Annotated in this window: 19 protein-coding genes; 9 read left to right on the forward strand and 10 right to left on the reverse strand. The window is 74.8% G+C overall.

From position 1 onward, the window contains the following. Positions 1 to 65: 65 nt before the first annotated feature. The gene (locus Ae331Ps2_RS26850; RefSeq protein ID WP_233147509.1) at positions 66 to 755 is read right to left on the reverse strand and encodes a class I SAM-dependent methyltransferase; all 690 of its coding nucleotides are present in this window, start codon (positions 753 to 755) and stop codon (positions 66 to 68) included. Positions 756 to 869: 114 nt separating this feature from the next. On the opposite strand from Ae331Ps2_RS26850, the gene Ae331Ps2_RS26855 reads away from it, so the two are divergent. The 3 genes from Ae331Ps2_RS26855 to Ae331Ps2_RS26865 all read left to right on the forward strand — a co-directional run bounded on the left by Ae331Ps2_RS26855 (position 870) and on the right by Ae331Ps2_RS26865 (position 4,317). Then, a complete protein-coding gene (locus Ae331Ps2_RS26855) occupies positions 870 to 2,759 on the forward strand; it encodes an alpha/beta hydrolase (protein WP_139318690.1) in 1,890 nt (629 codons plus the stop codon). A 76-nt stretch (positions 2,760 to 2,835) separates the two neighbouring features. After that, positions 2,836 to 3,681 (forward strand): alpha/beta fold hydrolase, encoded by an 846-nt coding sequence (locus Ae331Ps2_RS26860; protein WP_051050219.1) that lies wholly within the window; start codon positions 2,836 to 2,838, stop codon positions 3,679 to 3,681. Positions 3,682 to 3,744: 63 nt separating this feature from the next. Continuing rightward, entirely contained in the window at positions 3,745 to 4,317 is a 573-nt protein-coding gene (locus tag Ae331Ps2_RS26865) for a GNAT family N-acetyltransferase (protein WP_139318689.1), read from the forward strand. 62 nt (positions 4,318 to 4,379) lie between these two features. On the opposite strand, the gene Ae331Ps2_RS26870 is transcribed toward Ae331Ps2_RS26865, so the two are convergent. The 3 genes from Ae331Ps2_RS26870 to Ae331Ps2_RS26880 are packed head-to-tail and all read right to left on the reverse strand — an operon-like array spanning position 4,380 to position 5,948. Then, entirely contained in the window at positions 4,380 to 4,634 is a 255-nt protein-coding gene (locus Ae331Ps2_RS26870; RefSeq protein ID WP_043279309.1) for a DUF3039 domain-containing protein, read from the reverse strand. A gap of 26 nt (positions 4,635 to 4,660) precedes the next feature. Beyond that, the gene (locus Ae331Ps2_RS26875) at positions 4,661 to 5,059 is read right to left on the reverse strand and encodes a DUF3099 domain-containing protein (protein WP_075305742.1); all 399 of its coding nucleotides are present in this window, start codon (positions 5,057 to 5,059) and stop codon (positions 4,661 to 4,663) included. After that, positions 5,052 to 5,948, reverse strand: a complete 897-nt coding sequence (locus Ae331Ps2_RS26880; protein WP_075305741.1) for an alpha/beta fold hydrolase — start codon at positions 5,946 to 5,948, stop codon at positions 5,052 to 5,054. Before Ae331Ps2_RS26880 ends, Ae331Ps2_RS26875 begins: the two co-directional genes overlap by 8 nt. A gap of 40 nt (positions 5,949 to 5,988) precedes the next feature. Here Ae331Ps2_RS26880 and Ae331Ps2_RS26885 point away from each other — a divergent pair, with 40 nt between their 5' ends. Further along, entirely contained in the window at positions 5,989 to 7,731 is a 1,743-nt protein-coding gene (locus Ae331Ps2_RS26885; RefSeq protein ID WP_075311630.1) for a GNAT family N-acetyltransferase, read from the forward strand. Positions 7,732 to 7,782: 51 nt separating this feature from the next. On the opposite strand, the gene Ae331Ps2_RS26890 is transcribed toward Ae331Ps2_RS26885, so the two are convergent. Genes Ae331Ps2_RS26890 through Ae331Ps2_RS26900 form a run of 3 tightly spaced genes read right to left on the reverse strand, consistent with a single transcriptional unit; the run spans position 7,783 to position 10,010 of the window. After that, complete coding sequence (locus tag Ae331Ps2_RS26890; RefSeq protein WP_020622892.1) at positions 7,783 to 8,973, reverse strand: AMP nucleosidase; 1,191 nt, start codon at positions 8,971 to 8,973, stop codon at positions 7,783 to 7,785. Then, entirely contained in the window at positions 8,970 to 9,377 is a 408-nt protein-coding gene (locus Ae331Ps2_RS26895; protein ID WP_075305740.1) for a helix-turn-helix transcriptional regulator, read from the reverse strand. The genes Ae331Ps2_RS26890 and Ae331Ps2_RS26895 overlap by 4 nt, the downstream gene beginning before the upstream one ends. A 27-nt stretch (positions 9,378 to 9,404) precedes the next feature. Beyond that, positions 9,405 to 10,010 (reverse strand): HhH-GPD-type base excision DNA repair protein, encoded by a 606-nt coding sequence (locus Ae331Ps2_RS26900; protein ID WP_020622894.1) that lies wholly within the window; start codon positions 10,008 to 10,010, stop codon positions 9,405 to 9,407. Positions 10,011 to 10,020: 10 nt separating this feature from the next. Here Ae331Ps2_RS26900 and Ae331Ps2_RS26905 point away from each other — a divergent pair, with 10 nt between their 5' ends. From Ae331Ps2_RS26905 to Ae331Ps2_RS26915, 3 genes are all read left to right on the forward strand, one after another. Beyond that, a complete protein-coding gene (locus tag Ae331Ps2_RS26905) occupies positions 10,021 to 11,610 on the forward strand; it encodes a methyltransferase (RefSeq protein ID WP_139318688.1) in 1,590 nt (529 codons plus the stop codon). Next, a complete protein-coding gene (gene dtd, locus Ae331Ps2_RS26910; RefSeq protein ID WP_075305738.1) occupies positions 11,607 to 12,080 on the forward strand; it encodes a D-aminoacyl-tRNA deacylase in 474 nt (157 codons plus the stop codon). Before Ae331Ps2_RS26905 ends, dtd begins: the two co-directional genes overlap by 4 nt. A gap of 70 nt (positions 12,081 to 12,150) precedes the next feature. Next, entirely contained in the window at positions 12,151 to 12,435 is a 285-nt protein-coding gene (locus Ae331Ps2_RS26915) for a YggT family protein (protein WP_020622897.1), read from the forward strand. Positions 12,436 to 12,575: 140 nt separating this feature from the next. Here the strand turns inward: Ae331Ps2_RS26915 and Ae331Ps2_RS26920 are convergent, their stop codons facing one another. From Ae331Ps2_RS26920 to Ae331Ps2_RS26930, 3 genes are all read right to left on the reverse strand, one after another. Then, positions 12,576 to 12,935, reverse strand: coding sequence for a hypothetical protein (locus Ae331Ps2_RS26920; protein ID WP_075305737.1), 360 nt, complete (start codon positions 12,933 to 12,935; stop codon positions 12,576 to 12,578). Positions 12,936 to 13,046: 111 nt separating this feature from the next. Further along, positions 13,047 to 13,544, reverse strand: a complete 498-nt coding sequence (locus Ae331Ps2_RS26925; protein ID WP_233147508.1) for a helix-turn-helix domain-containing protein — start codon at positions 13,542 to 13,544, stop codon at positions 13,047 to 13,049. 219 nt (positions 13,545 to 13,763) lie between these two features. Beyond that, positions 13,764 to 15,554: an alpha/beta hydrolase gene (locus tag Ae331Ps2_RS26930; protein ID WP_075305736.1), complete on the reverse strand. Its 1,791-nt coding sequence runs from the start codon at positions 15,552 to 15,554 to the stop codon at positions 13,764 to 13,766. Positions 15,555 to 15,816: 262 nt separating this feature from the next. Between Ae331Ps2_RS26930 and Ae331Ps2_RS26935 the strand changes: the two genes are divergently transcribed. Both Ae331Ps2_RS26935 and Ae331Ps2_RS26940 read left to right on the forward strand, forming a co-directional pair. Next, the gene (locus tag Ae331Ps2_RS26935; protein WP_083696054.1) at positions 15,817 to 17,175 is read left to right on the forward strand and encodes an alpha/beta fold hydrolase; all 1,359 of its coding nucleotides are present in this window, start codon (positions 15,817 to 15,819) and stop codon (positions 17,173 to 17,175) included. Positions 17,176 to 17,378: 203 nt separating this feature from the next. Then, a complete protein-coding gene (locus tag Ae331Ps2_RS26940) occupies positions 17,379 to 18,527 on the forward strand; it encodes a sigma-70 family RNA polymerase sigma factor (RefSeq protein WP_233147507.1) in 1,149 nt (382 codons plus the stop codon). Positions 18,528 to 18,747: the final 220 nt, after the last annotated feature.

Consider the following 18,747-nt stretch of genomic DNA (forward strand, 5'->3'; position numbering starts at 1 on the left):
CCGGGCGTCGTGACGGCGCCGCCCGGTGGGCGGGCCGGGAGCCTCCCCGACGGCGACGGGCCAGGTCAGCCCCGGGGCGGCCGCGGGCGGCGGGCGGTGAGGACGAACGCGGGCGGGAGGTTGGCGAGCACCGCGCGGCCGTGCACGACCTCCTCGAAGGCCGCGGCGAGCCGGAGCCGGAGCCGGCGGGCGGGCGGCAGGGCCCGGGTCACCGAGTAACCGAACTGGGTCAGGGCGCCGTGGGGGTGCAGACAGCCGGCGACGACGTCGGTCAGCCACGGCTCCTCGCGCGGGTAGGCCGCCCACGGCAGCCCGGACACGACGACGTCGGCACGGGCGAGCCCGCGGGCGGCCAGCAGCGCGGGCAGCTCGGCCGCGTCGGCGACGGCGACGTCGAGGCCGGGGTGGCGGGCCCGCAGCAGCGCGGCCAGGCGCGGGTTCAGCTCGACGGCCAGATGGTGGCCGCGGCCGCCGAGCCGCTCGGCGATGACGTCGGTGAACGCCCCGGTGCCCGGCCCCAGCTCGACGACGACCGGGTCCCCGGTCGCGGGGACCGGCGCCGTCGCGGCGAGGGCCAGCGCCCGGGAGCTCGGCAGCGCCGACGCCGTGCGCAGCGGGTCGCGCAGGAACTCCCGCAGGAACGCACCCGCCCCGGCCGTGGAGGTCGGCGTTGCCGTCTGCGTTGCCGTCTGCGTTGCCGTCTGCGGTGACGGCTGCGCTGCCGGGGACAGGGTGGACGGTGCGACGGTGCTCATCGGGCTCCGGGGTCTCGTGCGACGCGACCGGGCCACCGTGCCGGTCAGGTCCGAACGCCGCCCGACGACGGGGTGAACGCGCCGCGACCGGTCGCGGTGGGGATGATGGAGGCGATGAGCGAGCGCGACCGCACCCCAGCCGACGCTGGCCCCCTCGCCCTGCCCGCGGCGGGGCTGCGGCTGGCGGCCGCCGTGTCCGCACGGCCGCTGCTGCTCCTGCGCCGCGGCGGCGGCTGGGTCGCCGAGCTGGGCCGGGTCGGCCTGGGCCGCTCCGACCTCGCTCCGGACGTGCCGGCCGGCCCGGTCGCACCGGTGGCGCGGTGCGCGGCCCAGGTGCTGCTCGCGACGACCGGGGCGGTGGCCGGGCTGCTCGACGACGCCGTCGCGAGCCCCGACATGCCCCTGCCCGCCGCGGACGCCGAGCGGCTGCGCGCGACCCTCGCGGGCCTCACGTCCCTGCTGCTGCCGGGCGGCGGCCCGCTCGTGATCACCGGATCAGCAGGAGCCGGTGCCCCGGACGGCACCGCTGCCACGGCAAGGACCGGTCCCGGCCGGCAGGACGACCGCGGTCGGGCCGCCACCACCGCCGTGACCGACGCCACCGCGGCCACCGACACCGCCGACACCGTGGCCACCGACACCGTGACCGCCCACACCGCCGACAGCGTGGTCGCCACCGACGGCGTGACCACCGAGAGCGTGGCCACCGACACCGCGACCGCCGACGAGCCCTGCCCGGCCCCGGCCGAGGCCGCCGAGCGGGTCTTCACACCCCCCGGCGCCGACACCCCCTCGGTCCCGTTCGACACCGGCGCCCGCGACGCCCGGGGCGGCCCCGTCCCCGGCCGCGACGTCGCCGCCACCCCCGGCGCGGTCGTCCTGCGCACCCCGATGTTCGAGCTGCTCCAGTACCTGCCGCGGACCGAGAAGGTGCGCGACACCCCGGTGCTGGTCGTCCCGCCGCTGGTGCACCGCTACTGGCTGGCCGACCTCGCGCCGGGGTACTCGCTGGTCGAGCACCTGCTCGAGAAGGGGCTGCAGGTGTTCGCGCTGTCCTGGCGCCCGGCCGGCCCGGCCGACGCCGACCGAGACCTCGACGCGCACGCCGCCGCCGTCCTCGACGCCGTCGACGCCTGCGGGCGGATCACCCGCGCCCCGCGGGTGTCGCTGCTCGGGGTGCGCACCGGCGGGCTGCTGACCGCGGCGGTGCAGGCCCACCAGGCCACGATCGGGCTCGACGACCGGGTCGCCGCGGTCGCCTACCTCGCCACCGTCCTCGACCAGTCCGACGCGCTGCCCGGCTTCGCGCCCGACCCGGCGACCGTCGCGGAGACCGCCGACCTGGCCGCCCGCGACGGCGTTCTCGACGGCGCGACGGCGGTGCGGGCCTGGGCGTGGCGGCGCGGCCCGGACCGGGTGCTGCCGTGGGCGGTGCCGCACGGTGGCGGGACCGCCGACCTGGACGGCCGCGCCGCGCGGGCGATGCGGGCCTGGGTGGCCGACCTGCTGCCGCTGCCCGCCGGGCTGCACATCGACCTCGCCGCGCTCGCCGCGGCCACCGGCGACGGCGCGGACCCCGACCGGCCCGACGTGCGGGTCCTCGGCACCCCCGTCCGGTTCGCCGAGCTGCGGCGCGACAGCTACCTCGTGGCCGCCGACGACGACCCGGTACAGCCCTGGACGGGCGGGTACCGCACCGCGCAGCGCCTCGGCGGCGGCTGCCGGCTCGTGCTGGCCCCCGGTGACCAGGCGGGGGCGCTGATCGCACCGCCGTCGATGGCGACCGGGTTCCGGGCCGCCCCCTGCTCCACCGGCGACGGCGTGGCGCAGCGCTGGCGGGCCGGGGCCGAGGCCGTCGAGGGCTCCTGGTGGGACGACCTGGCCCGCTGGCTGGTCGAGCGGTCCGGCACGGTGCGCGACGCACCCCCCGAGCTGGGCGGACGCCGCCTGCGACCGCTGTTCCCCGCGCCGGGCACCTACCTGGGCGAACCCGCCCCCGTCTGAGGGCGGGCCCGGGATCATCACACCCCGGCCTTTCCGGCACCCCACCGCCCGGCCACGGCGCCTAGGCTCGGCGGTGATGACCACTTCCAGCTCCCGTCCCGTGAGCGGGGCAGGCCTCGAGGAGCACGACGTGCTCGTCGGCGGCCGGGCCCTGCGCGTCGTGCGTCGCCCCGCCTCCGGCCCGGGCCCCCGCCGTACCCCGCTGCTGCTGTGCAACGGCATCGGCGCCGCCACCGACGTGCTCGACCCGCTGGTCGCGGCGCTGCCCGCGGACCTCGACGTCATCCGGTTCGACCCGCCGGGCATCGGCGGGTCGGCGGTGCCGCGGATGCCGTACCACCTGACGTGGATGGCGCACCGGCTCGGCCAGGTGCTCACGAAGCTGGGCGTGCGCGAGGCCGACGTCCTCGGGTTCTCCTGGGGCGGGATGCTGGCCCAGCAGCTGGCGATCAGCCGTCGGCGACGGGTCCGCAAGCTCGTGCTCGTCGCGACCGGGCCGGGGGCGCTGATGATCCCCGCCTCGCCGCGGGTGATGGCCGTCATGACCTCGCCGAAGCGCCACCAGGACCCGTCCTACATCGACGCCGTCGCCGCCCGCATCTACGGCGGCTCGCTGCGCGACCACCCGGAACGGGCCGCGGAGGCACTCGGCGCGGGCGCCCGGCGCGGCCCGATGCGCGGCTACTACTACCAGCTGATGGCGCTCTCGGGCTGGACCAGCCTGCCGCTGCTGCCGGCGATCACCGCGGACACCCTGATCATCGCCGGCGACGACGACCCGATCGTCCCGCGCGGCAACGCCACGATGCTGCACCGCGGGATCCGCCGCTCCCGGATCAGCCGCTACCCCGGTGGACACCTGGAGCTGCTGCTCGATCCGGAGCCGTTCGCCACGGAGATCGACGCCTTCCTGCGGTCCTGATCCCGGTCCCACCCGGCCCCCGGCCGAGCGGGTCCGCGCGGGTGGACGCAGGATGGCCGGGTGGTGTCCCCCGCACGAACGACCGGTGCACGCACGACCGGTGTACGCACGACGCCCGCCCACCAGGCCCGCGACACGGTCCTGCGGCCGTGGCGCGGCCCGGCGGACTCGGCGGCACTGGCCGCGCTCGACGACGGCGCCCCCGGCATCGGCGACACCACCGGACCGGAGTGGCACGACGACGCCGCGGCCGACCCGGCCCGGATGCACCTGGTCCTGGAACGTCACGGCGAGCCCGGCCCGGCGGGCTACGTCGTGCTGGCCGCGCCGCGCGGCCCGGAACCGGGCGTCGAGCTGCACCGGCTCGTGGTCCATCCCGACCGGCGCGGCACCGGCGCCGGGCGGGCACTGCTCGGTGCCGCCCTCGCCGTCGCCGGGGTGCCCGGTGCGACCGGGGAGACCCCCGAGCGGCCGCCGTGGGCGGGGACGGGGCGGCTGTGGCTCGAGGTGGCCGCGGACAACGCCGCGGCGCTGGCGCTCTACCGGTCGGCCGGGATGGTCACCGAGACCGTGCTGCGCGCCGTGCCCGGTGACCCGTGCTCCACCCCGCTGCGGCTGCTGCTCGCGCGGGGCTGAGCCGGCCCCGGCGTGCCCTCAGCGCAGGCGCGGCGCCCTCTCGGCGCCGCCTCGGGCGGGTCTCACTCGCCGTCGCCGCCACCAGGGGGGAGCCCGTCGAAGATCTCCTTGCACTGCGGGCACACCGGCGACCCCGGCTTGGGCGACTTGGTCACCGGGAAGGTCTCGCCGCACAGTGCCACGACCATGTTCCCCAGGACGGCACTCTCGGCGATCCGGTCCTTCTTGACGTAGTGGAACATGTCCGGCCGGTCGTCACCGGTCTTGTCGGTGGTCTCCGGCCGGGTGTCGACCTCGGGCAGCGTCGTCGTGGACATGGCGCCCATGATGCCCGAACACGGCCTCAACGCGTGGAGGTGGTGCCGCCGCCGGCCGTGCCCGTGGGCTGCTCGTCGTCGGTCGTGGGCCCGTCAGCGGGCGGTGGCTCGTCCGCCTGGTCGATCACCGGGTGCGGGCGGGCCTCGATGGCCCGGTGCCCCTGGCGGTGCCGGTTGGGCTTCTCGGCCTTGCGCGGCAGCCGGTCGTTCGCGATCAGCACCGCCATCCACGGCAGCGGCACGGAGATCACGAGCAGGGTCACCGCGACCCACGGGTAGGTGTAGAAGACGCCGGCGAGGACCATGCACGGGATCCGCATGCCCATCGTCCACTTGTAGCGCCGCTTGCGGATCTCCAGTTCCTCTTCGTAGGACATCTGCGCGTCCGTGATGAGAACGGGGTCCTCGCGTCGCTGGTCAGCCACTGTCGAACCACCTCCCTCTCCATGGTGACACCCCTGTGCGTTCTCTGCGCGGGCGCCCGCGGGGCGCCTCGCGCACATCCGCGGGTCCGTCGACGGTGGGATCCAGCGACTCCCAGCGGCGCAGCCGCGCGGCGAGCAGCCGCGACCACCACACGACGTCGTCCGGGGTCGCCGCGATCGACAGCCCGGCCGCGGGCAGCCGCTCCCGCAGGGTCTGCGCGGTGGACTCCGGATGCCCCGGGTCCCCGGTCCAGGCCAGGATCTGCACCGGCACCGTGATCCGCTCCAGCTCCTCCGGTGCGGGGAGGTCGGTGGCGGCCGCGCCGCGCAGGATGGCCGGGAGCAGGTCGGCGCGCACGTCGGGCTCGGTCCGCGGGCGGCCCCGGGCGGCCGGGGGGAGATCCGCGTCGTCGGCGCCGGCGTCGAGCGCCGCGATGCCCGCGGCCTCCACGGCCAGCGCGGAGCGCTCGTAGTCGCGGGCCCGGGCGCGCCGGGTCTCCCAGGCGGTCGGCGGCAGCATCAGGGTGAGGCTGGCGAACCGGCCCGGGTCGGCCAGTGCGGCGTGCAGCAGCGTCCCGGCTCCCATCGACGGTCCGACCCCGTGCACCCGCTCACCGGGCAGGACGTGGTCGAGCAGCCCCAGCAGGTCCCGGGCCAGCGCGGGCCACCGGTAGTCGGCGGGGTCGGTGGTGCCGCCGGAGCGGCCGTGGCCGCGCGCGTCGTAGCGCAGCAGCCGGATGCCCTCGACCCGGGAGGCGATGTCGAGCCGCATCAGGGTCTCGCGGCGACGGCTGGAGGTGAGGCCGTGCAGCGCCACCACCGCCGGAGCGCCGGGTTCGTCGCGTACGTCGAAGTCCAGCGTCGCCCCGGCGATCCCGAACGTGGCCATGCGCTACGCCTCCTGATCATCGTCGGCCTAGGTTATGGCCATGCGGCTGACGAGCGTGACGCACCTGCGCCTTCCCTACGGGACGCTGCTCGGCTACGACGTCACCGTCGGCCGCCGGGGCGACCCGGTCCCGGTCTCGTTCGACCAGCGCCGCCACGTCGACCGCGGTGACCGGCCCGGCTCGTGGATGGCGATCACCTGCCGGCTGCCCGCGGTCGACCTCGACGCGCTGGCCGAGGCCTGGCTGGCGGTGCTGCGCCGGCACGGGACGCTGCGCACGGTGTTCTCCCCCGGCCCGGCCGGTCCCCGGCTGCACGAGGTGGACCTGCGTCCCGGCCGCTGGGTCACCCACCCCATCGCGCCCGGCCAGGCCGTCGACGACGCCGTCCGGCGGATGCTCGACGAGCGCTGCACCCCCTACGCGGCGCCCTCGCACCGGCTCTGTGTGATCCTCACCGCGGACCGGCCGACGCTCGTCGTGGCCGCCGACCACGCCCACGTGGACATGTGGTCGCTGCTGGTGATCCTGCGCGACCTCGTGCAGGGCCTGGGCGGGACGCTGCCGGCCGGCACCGTGCGCCCCTTCGCCGAGCACACCGCCGCCCTGGCCGACCGCGAGCCCGCACCCGACCAGGTCCGGCAGCGCTGGGCGGAGATCCTGGCCGCGGGCGGCGACGTGATGCCCCGCTTCCCGCTGCCGCTCGGGGAGCTCGCCCCCGCTCCCCCGGAGCGCGTGGAGGTGCGCGACGTGCTCGGCGTCGACGACTGCGCGCTGTTCGAACGCCGGGCACGCGCATCCGGGGTGTCGACGCTGGCGTTGGTCACCTCGGTCATGACCCGCACCACCCGGGAGCTGGCGCACGCCCCGCTGCGCGCGGTGTTCCCGGTGCACAGCCGCTACGACGACCGCTGGCACGGCTCGGTCGGCTGGTTCATCACCAACGCGGTGATCGACGCGGGCGACCCGGACCCGCGGGCCTGCGCCGACGCCGTCCGTGAGGCCGTGCGGCTCGGGTCCTGGCCGCTCGACGACGTGCTGGCCCCCTGGGGCGGGATGCCCGAGGCCCCCGGCATGTTCGCGATCTCCTGGCTGGACCTGCGGCGGCTGCCGGTGCGCATCGACCACGCCGGGCTGGAGGCGCAGTACGTCAGCTCCGCGGGCGACGCCGACGGCGTGATGGTCTGGTTCATCCTCGACGAGGCCGGCCTGCACCTGCGCTGCCGCTACCCCGACACCGACGAGGCCAGGGAGAACGTCGGCGCCTGGCTCGACCGGGTCGTCGACGGCGTCCGGGCCTCGGCCCACCCGGCGGGTGCGGACGTCGTGCTGGCCGGGGGGCGGCTCGTCGTCGACCGGGCCAGCCGAGCCGACGTCGCCGCGGTCGTCGCACTGCTGTCGGGCGCCGGGGACGCCGCCGACCCGGACGACCCGGACCTCGCACCCTACGAGGAGGCCTTCGACGCCCTGGACCGCGACCCCGGCCGGTTCCTCGCGGTCGCCCGCGCCGGCGACGGCCGGGTGGTCGCGACCGTGCAGCTCACGATCCTGCCCGGGCCCGTCCTGCGTGGCACGACCCGGTTGCAGGTCGAGGGGCTGCGGGTCGCCGTCGGGTGGCGGCGGCGCGGGGTCGGGTCGGCGCTGCTGGAGTGGGCGCACGAGCACGGGCGCGCCCGCGGCGCCGTCCTGGCCCGGGCCGGGGACACCGCCGGGGACGGGCCGCACCCGTTCCTGGCGCGGTTCGGCTACCAGCCCGACCGGGCCGGGTACACCCGGCCGCTCTGACCCCTGCCCCTCTGGCGCTGCCGCTCTGACCCTGCCGGCCGGCGGGGCGGCTCAGGCCCCGTCGGGCCCGTTGCCGAGCAGCGGCTCGTCGGCGGAGCGGACCTCGGAGCCGGGCAGCCCGTCGGGGTGCTCGGCGCGGACCCGGTCCAGCGCGTCCAGCGCGATCCCGAGGTGCTTGCGCTTGCTCGTCTCGTAGAACGCCCGCGCGCCGCCGGCCAGCTTGGGCTCGGCGTGCAGCGGCTTGTCCGACACGCACAGCAGGGTCGCGTTCGGGATCCGGTAACGGAAGCCGTTGGCGGCGATCGTCGCGGACTCCATGTCCACCGCGACGGCCCGGGCCAGCCGCATCCGGTGCAGCGTCGCGGCCTGGTTGAACTCCCAGTTGCGGTTGTCGGTGGTGTGCACGACACCTGGCCGCCAGGTCGCCTCGGCCGCGCCGAGCGCGTCCATCAGGTAGCCGTTGAGCCGGATGCTCGGGATGACCGGGACGTCCGCCGGGAGCACCTCGTCGAGCACGTGATCGGCCCGCTGGTAGGCCGTGGCCAGCACGAAGTCGCCCAGCTCCTGGCGGTTCCGCAGGCCGCCGCAGTGCCCGATCATGATCATGGTGTCCGGACGGAGCACCGCGAGGTGGTCGGTGACGGTCTTGGCGTTGGCCGGGCCGACGCCGATGTTCACCAGGGTCACGCCGTCGCCGTCGGCGCCCGGGTGGTGGTAGGCGGGCATCTGGACACCGGCGCGGTCGGGCCGCTCGGCGTCGGGGAAGCGCTCCAGGAACGACTCGACGTGCATGGCGTAGTTGGTGAACAGCACGTGCCGCTGGAAGGACTCGGCCGGGGTGCCGGTGTAGTGCGAGAGCCGGTCGAGCGAGAGCGCCATGCGTTCCGGGCCGAACAGGAACAGCTTCTTCACGCGCAGGTCGAAACGGTCCTCGTCGAGCGCGGCGAAGAACTCCGGGTCGGTGAACGCCCGGGCCGGTCGGGCGGCGCGGGCGGTGACGGTGGCCCCGGCGGCGAGCAGGCCGCGCAGCTCCCGGTGCAGGTAGCGGCGGATCGCGCACGGCCGGGCGAACTCGCCGGAGATCCGCGGGTTGTGCGTCGACCAGGGGCGCACGACCTCGAGCTCGGGGTACCAGCCGTCGTCGTAGACCGACTGGAGGGCGTCGAGCAGCCGGGCGATCTCGTGGTCGAGCTTCTCGGCCGGCACCGGTGGGCGGACCTGCTCGATCATGGCGGGGGTCACGACGCCTCCCCGTCGTCGGCGCCGTGCGCGTGCAGCGCGCCCGGGGCGACGGCGACCGCCGACACGATCTCCAGCAGGCGGCGGGCGAGCCCGTCGGTCAACCGGTAGCGGACCAGCCGTCCCTCGCGGTGGGCGGTGACCATGCCGTGTGCGCGCAGCAGGCGCAGCGCGTGCGACACGGCCGAGTCGCTCATCCCGACGGCGACGGCGAGGTCGGAGACGCAGAGGTCCCCGGCGTGCTGCAGCGCGAGCAGCAGCGACAGACGGTTGGCCTCGCCCAGGACGTCCAGGACGGTCGCCGCCTCGGCCACCTTCTCCGAGTCGGCGAGCACCGCGACGGCGTCGCAGACCTGGTCCGGGTCGATCACGCGTGCGCCGGCGAGCGCCTCCGGAACCTTGTGCACGCCTGTGATGCTAGCCCTGTCGGCGGATCACTTCGCCGCAGCGGCCTTCTTCTCGCGTGCCGCGGCCTTGATCGCCTTCTTCGTGTCGCGCACCTCGAGGAGGGTCTGCCCGTCGACGACGTCGGCCGCGGAGAGCCGGGTGCCGTCGGCGCCGTAGTCCCCGGCGGCCTCCCGCCAGCCGTCCGGGGTGACCCCGTACTGCTTGCCGAGGATCGCGAGGAAGATCTTCGCCTTCTGCTCGCCGTAGCCGGGCAGCGCCTTGAGCCTGCGCAGCACCTCACGTCCGTCGGGCGCGGCGCCGTCGGCCCCGGGCCGGGTCCAGATCGCGGCCGGGTCCCCGTCCCAGTCCTCCACGATCGCGCGGCACATCTCCTGCACCCGCTTGGCCATCGAGCCGCCGTAGCGGTGGATGGCGGGCGGGGTGGTGGCGAGCGTCGCGAAGGCCTCGGGGTCGTGGTCGGCGATGACGCGCACGTCGAGCCCACCGAGGCGCTCGTAGAGCTTCAGCGGGCCACGGAACGCAACCTCCATCTGGATCTGCTGGTCGAGCAGCATGCCGATCAGCAACGCGAGGGGCTCGCGTTCCAGCAGCGCGTCGGCCTCCGGTTCCTGGGCGATGCAGATCCCGCTCATGCCGCACAGGATGGCACGCGACAATGGCGGGGTGCTCCCCCATCTCGACGCCGGTGCCATCGAACGCGTCCGCGGCTGCCTGCTGGACGCGGCCTACACCCCGGACGGCGTGCGCGCCCTGCTGGGCCGCTCCGCGCACGACGCGCTGACCCGCGGCGAACCGGAGCCCGCCGCCCGTGCCAGCCGCGACGGCGGTGAGCTCGGCACCCTGGTGCGGCTGTTCCTGCTCGAGGACACCGAGCCCGAGCCGGCGGTGACCGCGGCACTGGGCGACCTGGACCCGCTGCTGGAGGGCCGGATCCTGCGTCGCACCCCCGACGGCATCCGGGCCGCGCTGGACGTGCGCCCCTACGGCGAGGGCGCCGGCGCCGAGGGCGAGCCGGGCACCGACTGGTGGGTGGTGTCCGACATCGACACCCCCGCCGCGCGGCAGGACCGCGAGCACGTCACCGGAGTCGGCGGGGCGGCGCTGACGCTGGCCGCGGCGACCGTCCGCCGCCCGGTCGGCACCCTGCTCGACCTGGGCACCGGCTGCGGGGTGCAGGCGCTGCACGGCTCCCGGCACGCGATGCGGGTCACCGCCACCGACGTGCTGCCCCGGGCGCTGGCGCTGGCCCGGCTGTCGCTGGGGCTGTCCGGGGTGGAGGTCGACCTGCGGGAGGGTCCGTGGTTCGCCCCGGTGGCCGGGGAGCGCTTCGACCAGGTGGTGTCCAATCCGCCGTTCGTGCCGGGCCCGCCGCGGGTGGACTACGTCTACCGCGACTCCGGCACCGCCGGGGACTCCGCGCTGGCCGCGCTGCTGGGCGAGCTGCCCGGCCTGCTCAACCCGGGCGGGGTCGCGCAGCTGCTGGGGTCGTGGCTGCACGTGCGCGGCGAGGACTGGCCGGACCGGGTGCGTTCCTGGCTGCCCGACGGCGTCGACGCCTGGGTGCTGCAGCGCGAGGTCGTCGACCCGGGCCTGCACGTGGGCACCTGGCAGCGCGACGCCGGGCTGGTCCCGAGCTCGCGGGCGGCGCGCGAGCAGGCCGGGGCCTGGCTGGACTGGATGGCCGCCGAGCGGGTGGAGGGGGTCGGGTTCGGCTTCCTGATGCTGCGCCGCACCTCCGACCCCGAGGCCGAGCCGACCGTCGTGGTCGAGGACCTGCCCGGCGAGCTGGGCGAGGGCCTGGGCCGGGAGATGACCGGCTGGCTGGACCGGGTCGACTGGCTGCGCGCCCACACCCGCGACGAGGACCTGCTGGGCGCGCGGCTGCTGCTCGCCCCGGAGACCGTGCTGGAGTCGGCGTCGTCGGTCGACCCCGACGGCGGCTGGGCCGAGCTGTCCACCACCGTGCGCCGCTGGGGCGGCCCCGGCTGGGAGCACCCCGTCGACGGCCCGGCCGCGGCGCTGCTGGCCGGCTGCCGCGGCGAGCTGCCGCTGTCGGAGCTGCTGGCGCTGCTGTCCTACGCCCACGACCTGCCGACCGACGCCCTGGTCGCGGCGACCCTGCCCGCGGTGCGCGAGTTCGTGCGGCACGGGCTCCTGCAGCCGGTGGACGGCTGGCCGCACCCGGTGCCCGCGCGGACCGCGGCCGCGTCGCCGTCGGGGCCGGTCGGGTGAGGGCCGTCGTCGCGCGGGTGCGACGGGCGTCGGTGACCATCGAGGCGCCCGACGGCACACCGCTGCGGGTGTCCGGGGAGATCGGGCCCGGGCTGCTGGTGCTGCTCGGTGTGCACGTCGACGACGTCGGCACCGACCCCGCCGCGACCGCACGGAAGGTCGACACGATGGCCCGCAAGCTGCACGAGCTGCGGATCCTCACCGGGGCGGACGGCGGTGAGCTGTCCTGCGCCGACACCGGCGCCCCGCTGCTGGTCGTCAGCCAGTTCACCCTGTACGGCGAGACCCGGAAGGGCCGCCGGCCGTCCTGGTCGGCGGCCGCGCGCCCACAGGACGCCGAGCCGGTCGTCGACGCCGTGGTGGCCGCGCTGCGCGGGCGCGGCGCGACGGTGCGGACGGGCGAGTTCGGGGCGCGGATGGCCGTGGAGTCGGTCAACGACGGGCCGTTCACGGTGCTCGTCGAGGTCTGAACGCCGAGCTCGTCACCGCGTCACAGCGTCCTCTCACCGGACTCTCAGCCGGAAAGGGGACGATGTGGGCATGGTCGCGTATCTGCTGTCGTCGTTGCTGGGGTTGTTCCAGCTCGTCCTGATCGCGCGGGTCGTCGTGGACTGGATCGAGGTGCTCGGGTCCGGGCGGGGTGGCGCCGTGCTCGACACCGCCCGGCGGATCACCCACGGGCTCACCGAACCGGTCGTCGCCCCGATCCGCCGCCGGGTGCAGCCGGTGCGGATGGGAGCGGTCGGGCTGGACCTGTCGGTCCTGATCGTGTTCGTGGTCGTGCTGCTCGCCCGGGTCCTCGTGGTGCCGCTGATCCCGTTCTGACCGTCCTCGGGGTGACGGCGGGCCCAGCCTCTCCCCCACCCGCCGGTAGGGACACCCGGTCCCGTCACACGACGACGGCCCCCGCCCGGGTGACCGGGCGGGGGCCGTCGAGGTCGTTCAGGGAGTCCCGGGTCGGGGACTCACTTGGTGGTGCTGCGGGTGGCGCGCGCGGTCTTCTCCGCGACGGCCTCGGCGCCGCGCCCGGCGTGCTCGGTCACGGCCTCGGCCGCCTTGGTCGCCTGCTCGGTGACCTGGTCGAACACCGAGGTACCGGCGCTGACGACGGTCCGCGCGAACTCGCGCTGGTGGCCCAGCACCTGCTCGTAGAAGTCGAAGACGCGCTCGACGGCGGCGCCCGCGTCGGGCAGCTGCGGGCGGTCCCCGGCGCCGAACTGGCGGGCCAGGCCGCTCGCGGCCTCGGTCCACCCGCGGACGGACTCGGTGACCAGGTCCTGGCCACGCTTGGCGATGTCGACGAACTGCTCGGTGGAGGCGGTCATCGGTGCTTCCCTCCCGGGAGACGTGTCTGGGGTGCGGACGGGGAGCACGACGAGCACCCCGGCATGCCAAGAAAACTACGCACGCCCGTTAAGTATGTCAAGCACGCCTGCTCAGTCCCGCTGCACGAAGCTCCGGTACACCCCGAGCAGCGCCGCCTTCTGCTCGTCGGACAGCCGTGCGTCGGCCTCGATCGCCGCCTCGACACCCGGCGGGGACGTGGCCGCGGCCGCGGCCTCCTCGGGCGGGGCGGCGTCGCCCGCGGTGTCCGGGTCGCCGACCGCCCAGCCGGCCCGGCTGAGCATCTGGTCGGTGTTGAGGTGCAGCGCGTCGGCGATCGAGCGCAGCACCTTCAGCGACGGCTGGTGCAGCCCCCTCTCGACCTGGCTGAGGTAGGCGTTGGACACCTGGGTCATCGCCGCCATCTCCCGCAGCGAGAGCTTCGCCATCTGCCGCTGCGCCCGGATGAACCCGCCCAGGGCGTTCACCTGCGCGCTCCAGGCGTCCTCGGCGGCCCTGCGGCCGTTCTCGTGCAGCTCGTCGGCAGTGGTCCCCCCGGCGCTCGGTGTCCGGCGGCCGCCGCGGGCGCGGGTCTCCCCCGCGCGGCTCACGGCGTCCCCGCCCGGAGGGACCCGCGCGGCGGTCGCCGGCGCGCGGGCACAGAACGTACGCGGTCCATGGCGACGCATTCTCCCCGCCGGACGGCGGTTGTGCACGCATCCGATGCTGTGTCCATGATGGACGGCGTTGATCGCCGGCCATCGTGGACACCGCGCCGCCCGGGTGACCAGCGGTGATCATCGGGGCGGCGACGGGGCCGGGGTGGCGGATCAGCCCCGCAGCACGTAACGGCCGGGAGCGGGCTCCAGCGGCGGGTGCGCGTCGGACCCGATCCTCTTCGGCGCCGCGACCTCCGCGCCCGCACGCTCGGCGATCCACGGCGTCCAGTCCTCCCACCAGGAGGCCTTGCGCTCGGTGGCGTCGTCGCGCCAGTCCTCGGCGCGGGCCGGGAGGTCGTCGCTCTCGCCGAACCAGTGCCGCGACTTCGGCGACGGCGGGTTCACCACGCCGGCGATGTGCCCGGAGTTCGACAGCACGAAGCGCACGGTGCCCCCGATCTTCGACGCCCCGGTGTAGACCGACTTCCAGGGCGCGATGTGGTCGGACTCCGCGGTGACGACGTAGCTGTCGGGCCGGATGTCGGCCACGTCGAGCCGCTCCCCCGCCAGCTCCAGCTTGCCCTCGGCGAAGCGGTTCTCCAGGTACAGCGTCCGCAGGTACTCGGTCTGCATCGCGGCCGGCATGCGGGTGGAGTCGGAGTTCCAGGTCAGCATGTCGAAGGGCTTCGGGTCCTCGCCGAGCATCCAGTCGTTGACGACGTAGTTCCAGACCAGGTCGGTGGACCGCAGCAGGTCGAAGGTCGTCTTCATGCTGGTGGCGGGCAGGTACCCGTCCTTGCGCATGTTCCGCTCGAGCCGGTTCACTGTCTTCTCGTCGGTGAACACGCCCAGCTGGCCGGGGCCGGAGTAGTCGAGCAGCGTGTTCATCAGGGTCAGCGAGTTGACGCGCTGGTCGCCCTTGGCCTCCAGCCACGCCGTCATCGCCGCGGACAGTGCGCCGCCCAGGCAGAGCCCGGCGACGTTGACCTTGTCCTGCCCGGTGATCTCCCGGACGACCTCCATGGCCGTGACCGGACCCTCCTGCAGGTAGTCGCTCATCGTCACGTCGGCCAGCGACGAGTCCGGGTTGCGGTAGCTGATCATGAAGACGGTGTGGCCGTGCTGCACCGCCCACTCCACCAGCGACTTCTGCGGCGCGAGGTCCATGATGTAGTACTTGTTGATCCACGGCGGGCTCATGAGCAGCGGGATCTCGTGGACCTCGGCGGTCTGCGGCTCGTACTGGATGAGCTCGATCAGCCGGTTGCGGAACACGACGTGCCCCGGGGTGACCGCGAGGTCCTTGCCCACCTGGAAGGCGCCGGGGGTGACCTGACGCGGCATCCCCTGGTTCTGCACGGCGTCGCGCAGCATGTTGCGCGCGCCCCGCACGATGTTCAGCCCGCCGGTCTCGACGATCTTCTTCGGCCAGGCCGGGTTGGTGACGATCGCGTTCGGCGGGGCCAGCGCCTCGATGATCTGACCGACCAGCCAGTCCAGCTTGCGGCGTGCCGTCGGCGAGACGCGGGCCGCCTGCGACAGCTCGGTCAGCCGGTCGGCGAGCAGGGCGTGCTCCTGACGGGCCAGGTAGTACCAGGCGTTGCCCTCCCAGGCCGGGTCGGCGTAGCGCTTGTCCTTCTCGGGCAGCGACGCCGGGCCGGTGGTCGTCCCGCCGACGGCGCGCGCGGCGGCGGCGGTCACCGCCTTGGCCGAGTCGACGCCGAAGCCGAGCCCGGTTCGCAGCAGCGCGCCGGGGCGGGTGGCGAGCGAGCGGGCGGCCTCGCCGAGGGCCCCGGCGAAGCCCACCGGGTCCACCTTCGCCGCGACGCCCTCCGGGCTGGCGAGCTCGCGCAGGTCCCGGACGAGGCCGGCCGCCTGCCGCCGCAGCACCTCCGCGGCCTGGTTCGACGCGGCGGCGCTGCCGTTCTCGGACTCGGGCTGGGACAGGGGCTGCGTGGTCACTGTTCGTCACTCCTGACGGCCGGTTCGGTCTCCGTGCCTGGGTTCCCGGGCTCCCACGGGTGTCGGGACGCGCAACGGGATGGACACATGGTGACCGGGTACTCACCGGTAGGCAGCCCCTGAGTCTTGTAAGGCCTCTCACCTGCGCTAAGGGAAGCAAGCACTACTCCGGAGTAGCCAGCGCTTGCTTGAGATACCGAACGCGCTTTACCGTTCGGTAACCCGGTTAGCCCCCGGTCATCAGAGTTGATGGGAGAGGCCCATGAGCACGGCGATCACCCGACGGTCCGCACCCTCCGGGGAGCACGGACCACGTGCCCTTCCCGAGACCCCCGTGGCCGCGGCCACCGGGAGCGACGACCGGCCGGACCCCCTCCGGTACCTCGTGTCGTACAACACCCGGAACCTGACGAAGGTCGTGACCGAGGTCGGTCGCGCCACCGGCGCCTACTGGATCGACGCGGTCCAGCGGATGGCCCGGCCCGGCGACGCCGCCCGGCGCGGGCTGCTGTGGCTCTCGGCGATGGCCGACCGGCGCGAGCCGACCTGGCACCTGGCCAACGAGGTGGTGCTGTCGACGCCGTTCGCGTCGTTGCGCGACTTCACCGCCGCCGAGCACCGCGACGACGACGTGGTCCCCACCCTGGTGCTGCCGCCCCAGGCCGGGCACTCCTCGACCGTCGTGGACTACTCGCCGCAGCAGAGCCAGATCGCCATGATCCGCGCCTCGGGCCTGACGAAGGTCTACGCACTGGACTGGCGGCCCGCGACGACCGCGACGAAGAACGTCACGATCACCGACTACCTCGCGGTGATCGACCGGTCCATCCGGCGGATGGGCGGCAAGGCCAACCTGGTGGGCGACTGCCAGGGCGGCTGGCTGGCGACGATCTACGCCGCGCTGCACCCGGACCGGGTCAACACCCTGACCCTGGCCGGGGCGCCGATCGACTTCCACGCCGGCGAGTCGGTCATCGCCGCCTCGACCCGGCTGATGGCGGGCACGATGGGGATGGCGCCGTACAAGGCACTGGTCGCCGCGGGCGGCGGCAACATGCCGGGTTCGGCGGTGCTGTCGAACTTCATCTCGATCCAGCCGCAGTCGGAGATCTCCCGCCAGCTGCAGCTGCTGGAGAACATCGACGACCCCACCCACGTCGAGCGCTACCGGGTGTTCGAGGACTGGTTCAAGTACACCCAGGACATCCCCGGCGCGTTCTACCTGTGGCTGGTGGAGAACCTGTTCTGGAAGAACCGGCTGATCAAGGGCACGCTCACCGTCGACGGCCGGACCGTCGACATGGGGGCGATCGACTGCCCGCTGCTGCTCCTGGCGGGTTCGTCGGACCACATCACCCCGGCGCCGCAGCTGTTCGCCGCGGCGGAGAAGGTCGGGACCCCGGCCACGGACGTCACCTACCGGACGGCGAGCGCCGGTCACCTGGGCCTGTTCATGGGCCGCGACGCGCTGCGCCACGACTGGCCGGTGCTGATGGAGACCGTGTACGGCCACTCGGCGCCGAGCCGGAAGAACACCGGCGCCGGCAAGGCGTCGCGGCGGCGCAGCAGTGTCCGGGCGGTGGCCGACCCGCGGGACACCCCGCGGGTGCCCGCACCGTGACCGCCCCGCCCCGACGGGTCGCTCACTAAGAGGACCCTGAGAGAACCGCAACTGCATGTGACCGACGACACGGCCCCGCAGCCACTTTTACCGGCCTGCGGGGCCTTGTCGTGGGAACGATCCCCGGAACGGATGCGTTGACTCCGTACAGGGCAAGCGGCGAGGCCCATCAATCGCCCGCCGCAGCCCGCGCAGGGGAGGAATTGCACATGACGGTGACCACGACCGCTCCGGCCGTACCCGGCCCGCGCCTCACGACCGAGGCCCCCGCTCGCGCCACCGTGTCGTCGTCCGACACGAAGCGGACCGCCCCGCCGGTCGCCCGCAGCTCCCGCCGTCGCACCGACGGCGACGGAGGCACCGCGCTGGAGACCACCGTACCCGGTGCCGCGGCCGCCGTGGCGGAGGATCTCGACGCCCAGAGCCCCGCCGCGGACCTGGTGCGCGTCTACCTGAACGGGATCGGCAAGACCGCGCTGCTGACCGCGGAGCAGGAGGTCGAGCTGGCCCGGCGCATCGAGGCCGGCGTGTTCGCCCAGCACCGGCTGGACACCGCCGCCGCCGACGGCACGCTCGACGAGCTGGACCCGCAGTACCGCCGCGACCTGCGCGCGGTCGTCCGCGACGGGCTGCTGGCCAAGAACCACCTCCTGGAGGCGAACCTGCGCCTCGTGGTGAGCCTGGCCAAGCGCTACACCGGGCGCGGGATGCCGCTGCTGGACCTGATCCAGGAGGGCAACCTCGGCCTGATCCGCGCGGTGGAGAAGTTCGACTACACCAAGGGCTTCAAGTTCTCGACCTACGCGACGTGGTGGATCCGGCAGGCCATCACCCGTGGCATGGCCGACCAGGCCCGCACCATCCGGTTGCCCGTGCACCTGGTGGAGCAGGTCAACAAGCTGGCCCGGATCAAGCGCGACATGCACCAGCGCCAGGGCCGCGAGCCCACCGAGGCCGAGCTGGCGGCCGAGTCGGGCATCCCGGAGCACAAGATCCAGGACCTGCTCGACCACGCCCGCGACCCGGTGAGCCTGGACATGCCGGTCGGGTCCGAGGAGGAGGCGCCGCTCGGTGACTTCATCGAGGACGCCGAGGCGACCGACGCCGAGAACACCGTGATCTCGAGCCTGCTGCACGACGACCTCCGCCGGGTGCTGGCCACCCTGGAGGACCGCGAGCAGAAGGTCATCCGGATGCGGTTCGGCCTCGACGACGGGCAGCCGCACACGCTCGACCAGATCGGGCGCGCCTTCAAGCTCTCCCGCGAGCGGGTGCGCCAGATCGAGCGCGAGGTCATGTCGAAGCTGCGGGTCGGGGAGCGCGCCGACAAGCTGCGCGCCTACGCGAGCTGAGCCGGATCGGCCGGGCGTCCCCCCACCCGGCTCCGGTGAAGGACGGCCGGCGGAGCGATCGCTCCGCCGGCCGTTGCCGTCTCGGGCACCCCGGGGCTCCCCACGAGTTCGGGATGCACGGCACGGGGAGTTCTACCGGATCGATTCCGCGGCGGGTGGCGCGACACGACGACGGGCCGGGGGTGGCGCGTGCCACCCCCGGCCGAGATCGTTGTCGCTG

Origin of the sequence: Pseudonocardia sp. Ae331_Ps2 (assembly GCF_001932405.1) — a bacterium.
Classification (GTDB): Bacteria; Actinomycetota; Actinomycetes; order Mycobacteriales; family Pseudonocardiaceae; genus Pseudonocardia.

Excerpts from the sequence above, each read along its gene's own strand:
- Ae331Ps2_RS26850 (WP_233147509.1), bottom strand. The coding sequence starts at position 755 with ATGAGCACCGTCGCACCGTCCACCCTGTCCCCGGCAGCGCAGCCGTCA.
- Ae331Ps2_RS26855 (WP_139318690.1), top strand. The coding sequence starts at position 870 with ATGAGCGAGCGCGACCGCACCCCAGCCGACGCTGGCCCCCTCGCCCTG.
- Ae331Ps2_RS26860 (WP_051050219.1), top strand. The coding sequence starts at position 2,836 with ATGACCACTTCCAGCTCCCGTCCCGTGAGCGGGGCAGGCCTCGAGGAG.
- Ae331Ps2_RS26870 (WP_043279309.1), bottom strand. The coding sequence starts at position 4,634 with ATGTCCACGACGACGCTGCCCGAGGTCGACACCCGGCCGGAGACCACC.
- Ae331Ps2_RS26880 (WP_075305741.1), bottom strand. The coding sequence starts at position 5,948 with ATGGCCACGTTCGGGATCGCCGGGGCGACGCTGGACTTCGACGTACGC.
- Ae331Ps2_RS26885 (WP_075311630.1), top strand. The coding sequence starts at position 5,989 with ATGCGGCTGACGAGCGTGACGCACCTGCGCCTTCCCTACGGGACGCTG.
- Ae331Ps2_RS26900 (WP_020622894.1), bottom strand. The coding sequence starts at position 10,010 with ATGAGCGGGATCTGCATCGCCCAGGAACCGGAGGCCGACGCGCTGCTG.
- Ae331Ps2_RS26905 (WP_139318688.1), top strand. The coding sequence starts at position 10,021 with ATGGCACGCGACAATGGCGGGGTGCTCCCCCATCTCGACGCCGGTGCC.
- Ae331Ps2_RS26915 (WP_020622897.1), top strand. The coding sequence starts at position 12,151 with ATGGTCGCGTATCTGCTGTCGTCGTTGCTGGGGTTGTTCCAGCTCGTC.
- Ae331Ps2_RS26920 (WP_075305737.1), bottom strand. The coding sequence starts at position 12,935 with ATGACCGCCTCCACCGAGCAGTTCGTCGACATCGCCAAGCGTGGCCAG.
- Ae331Ps2_RS26935 (WP_083696054.1), top strand. The coding sequence starts at position 15,817 with ATGAGCACGGCGATCACCCGACGGTCCGCACCCTCCGGGGAGCACGGA.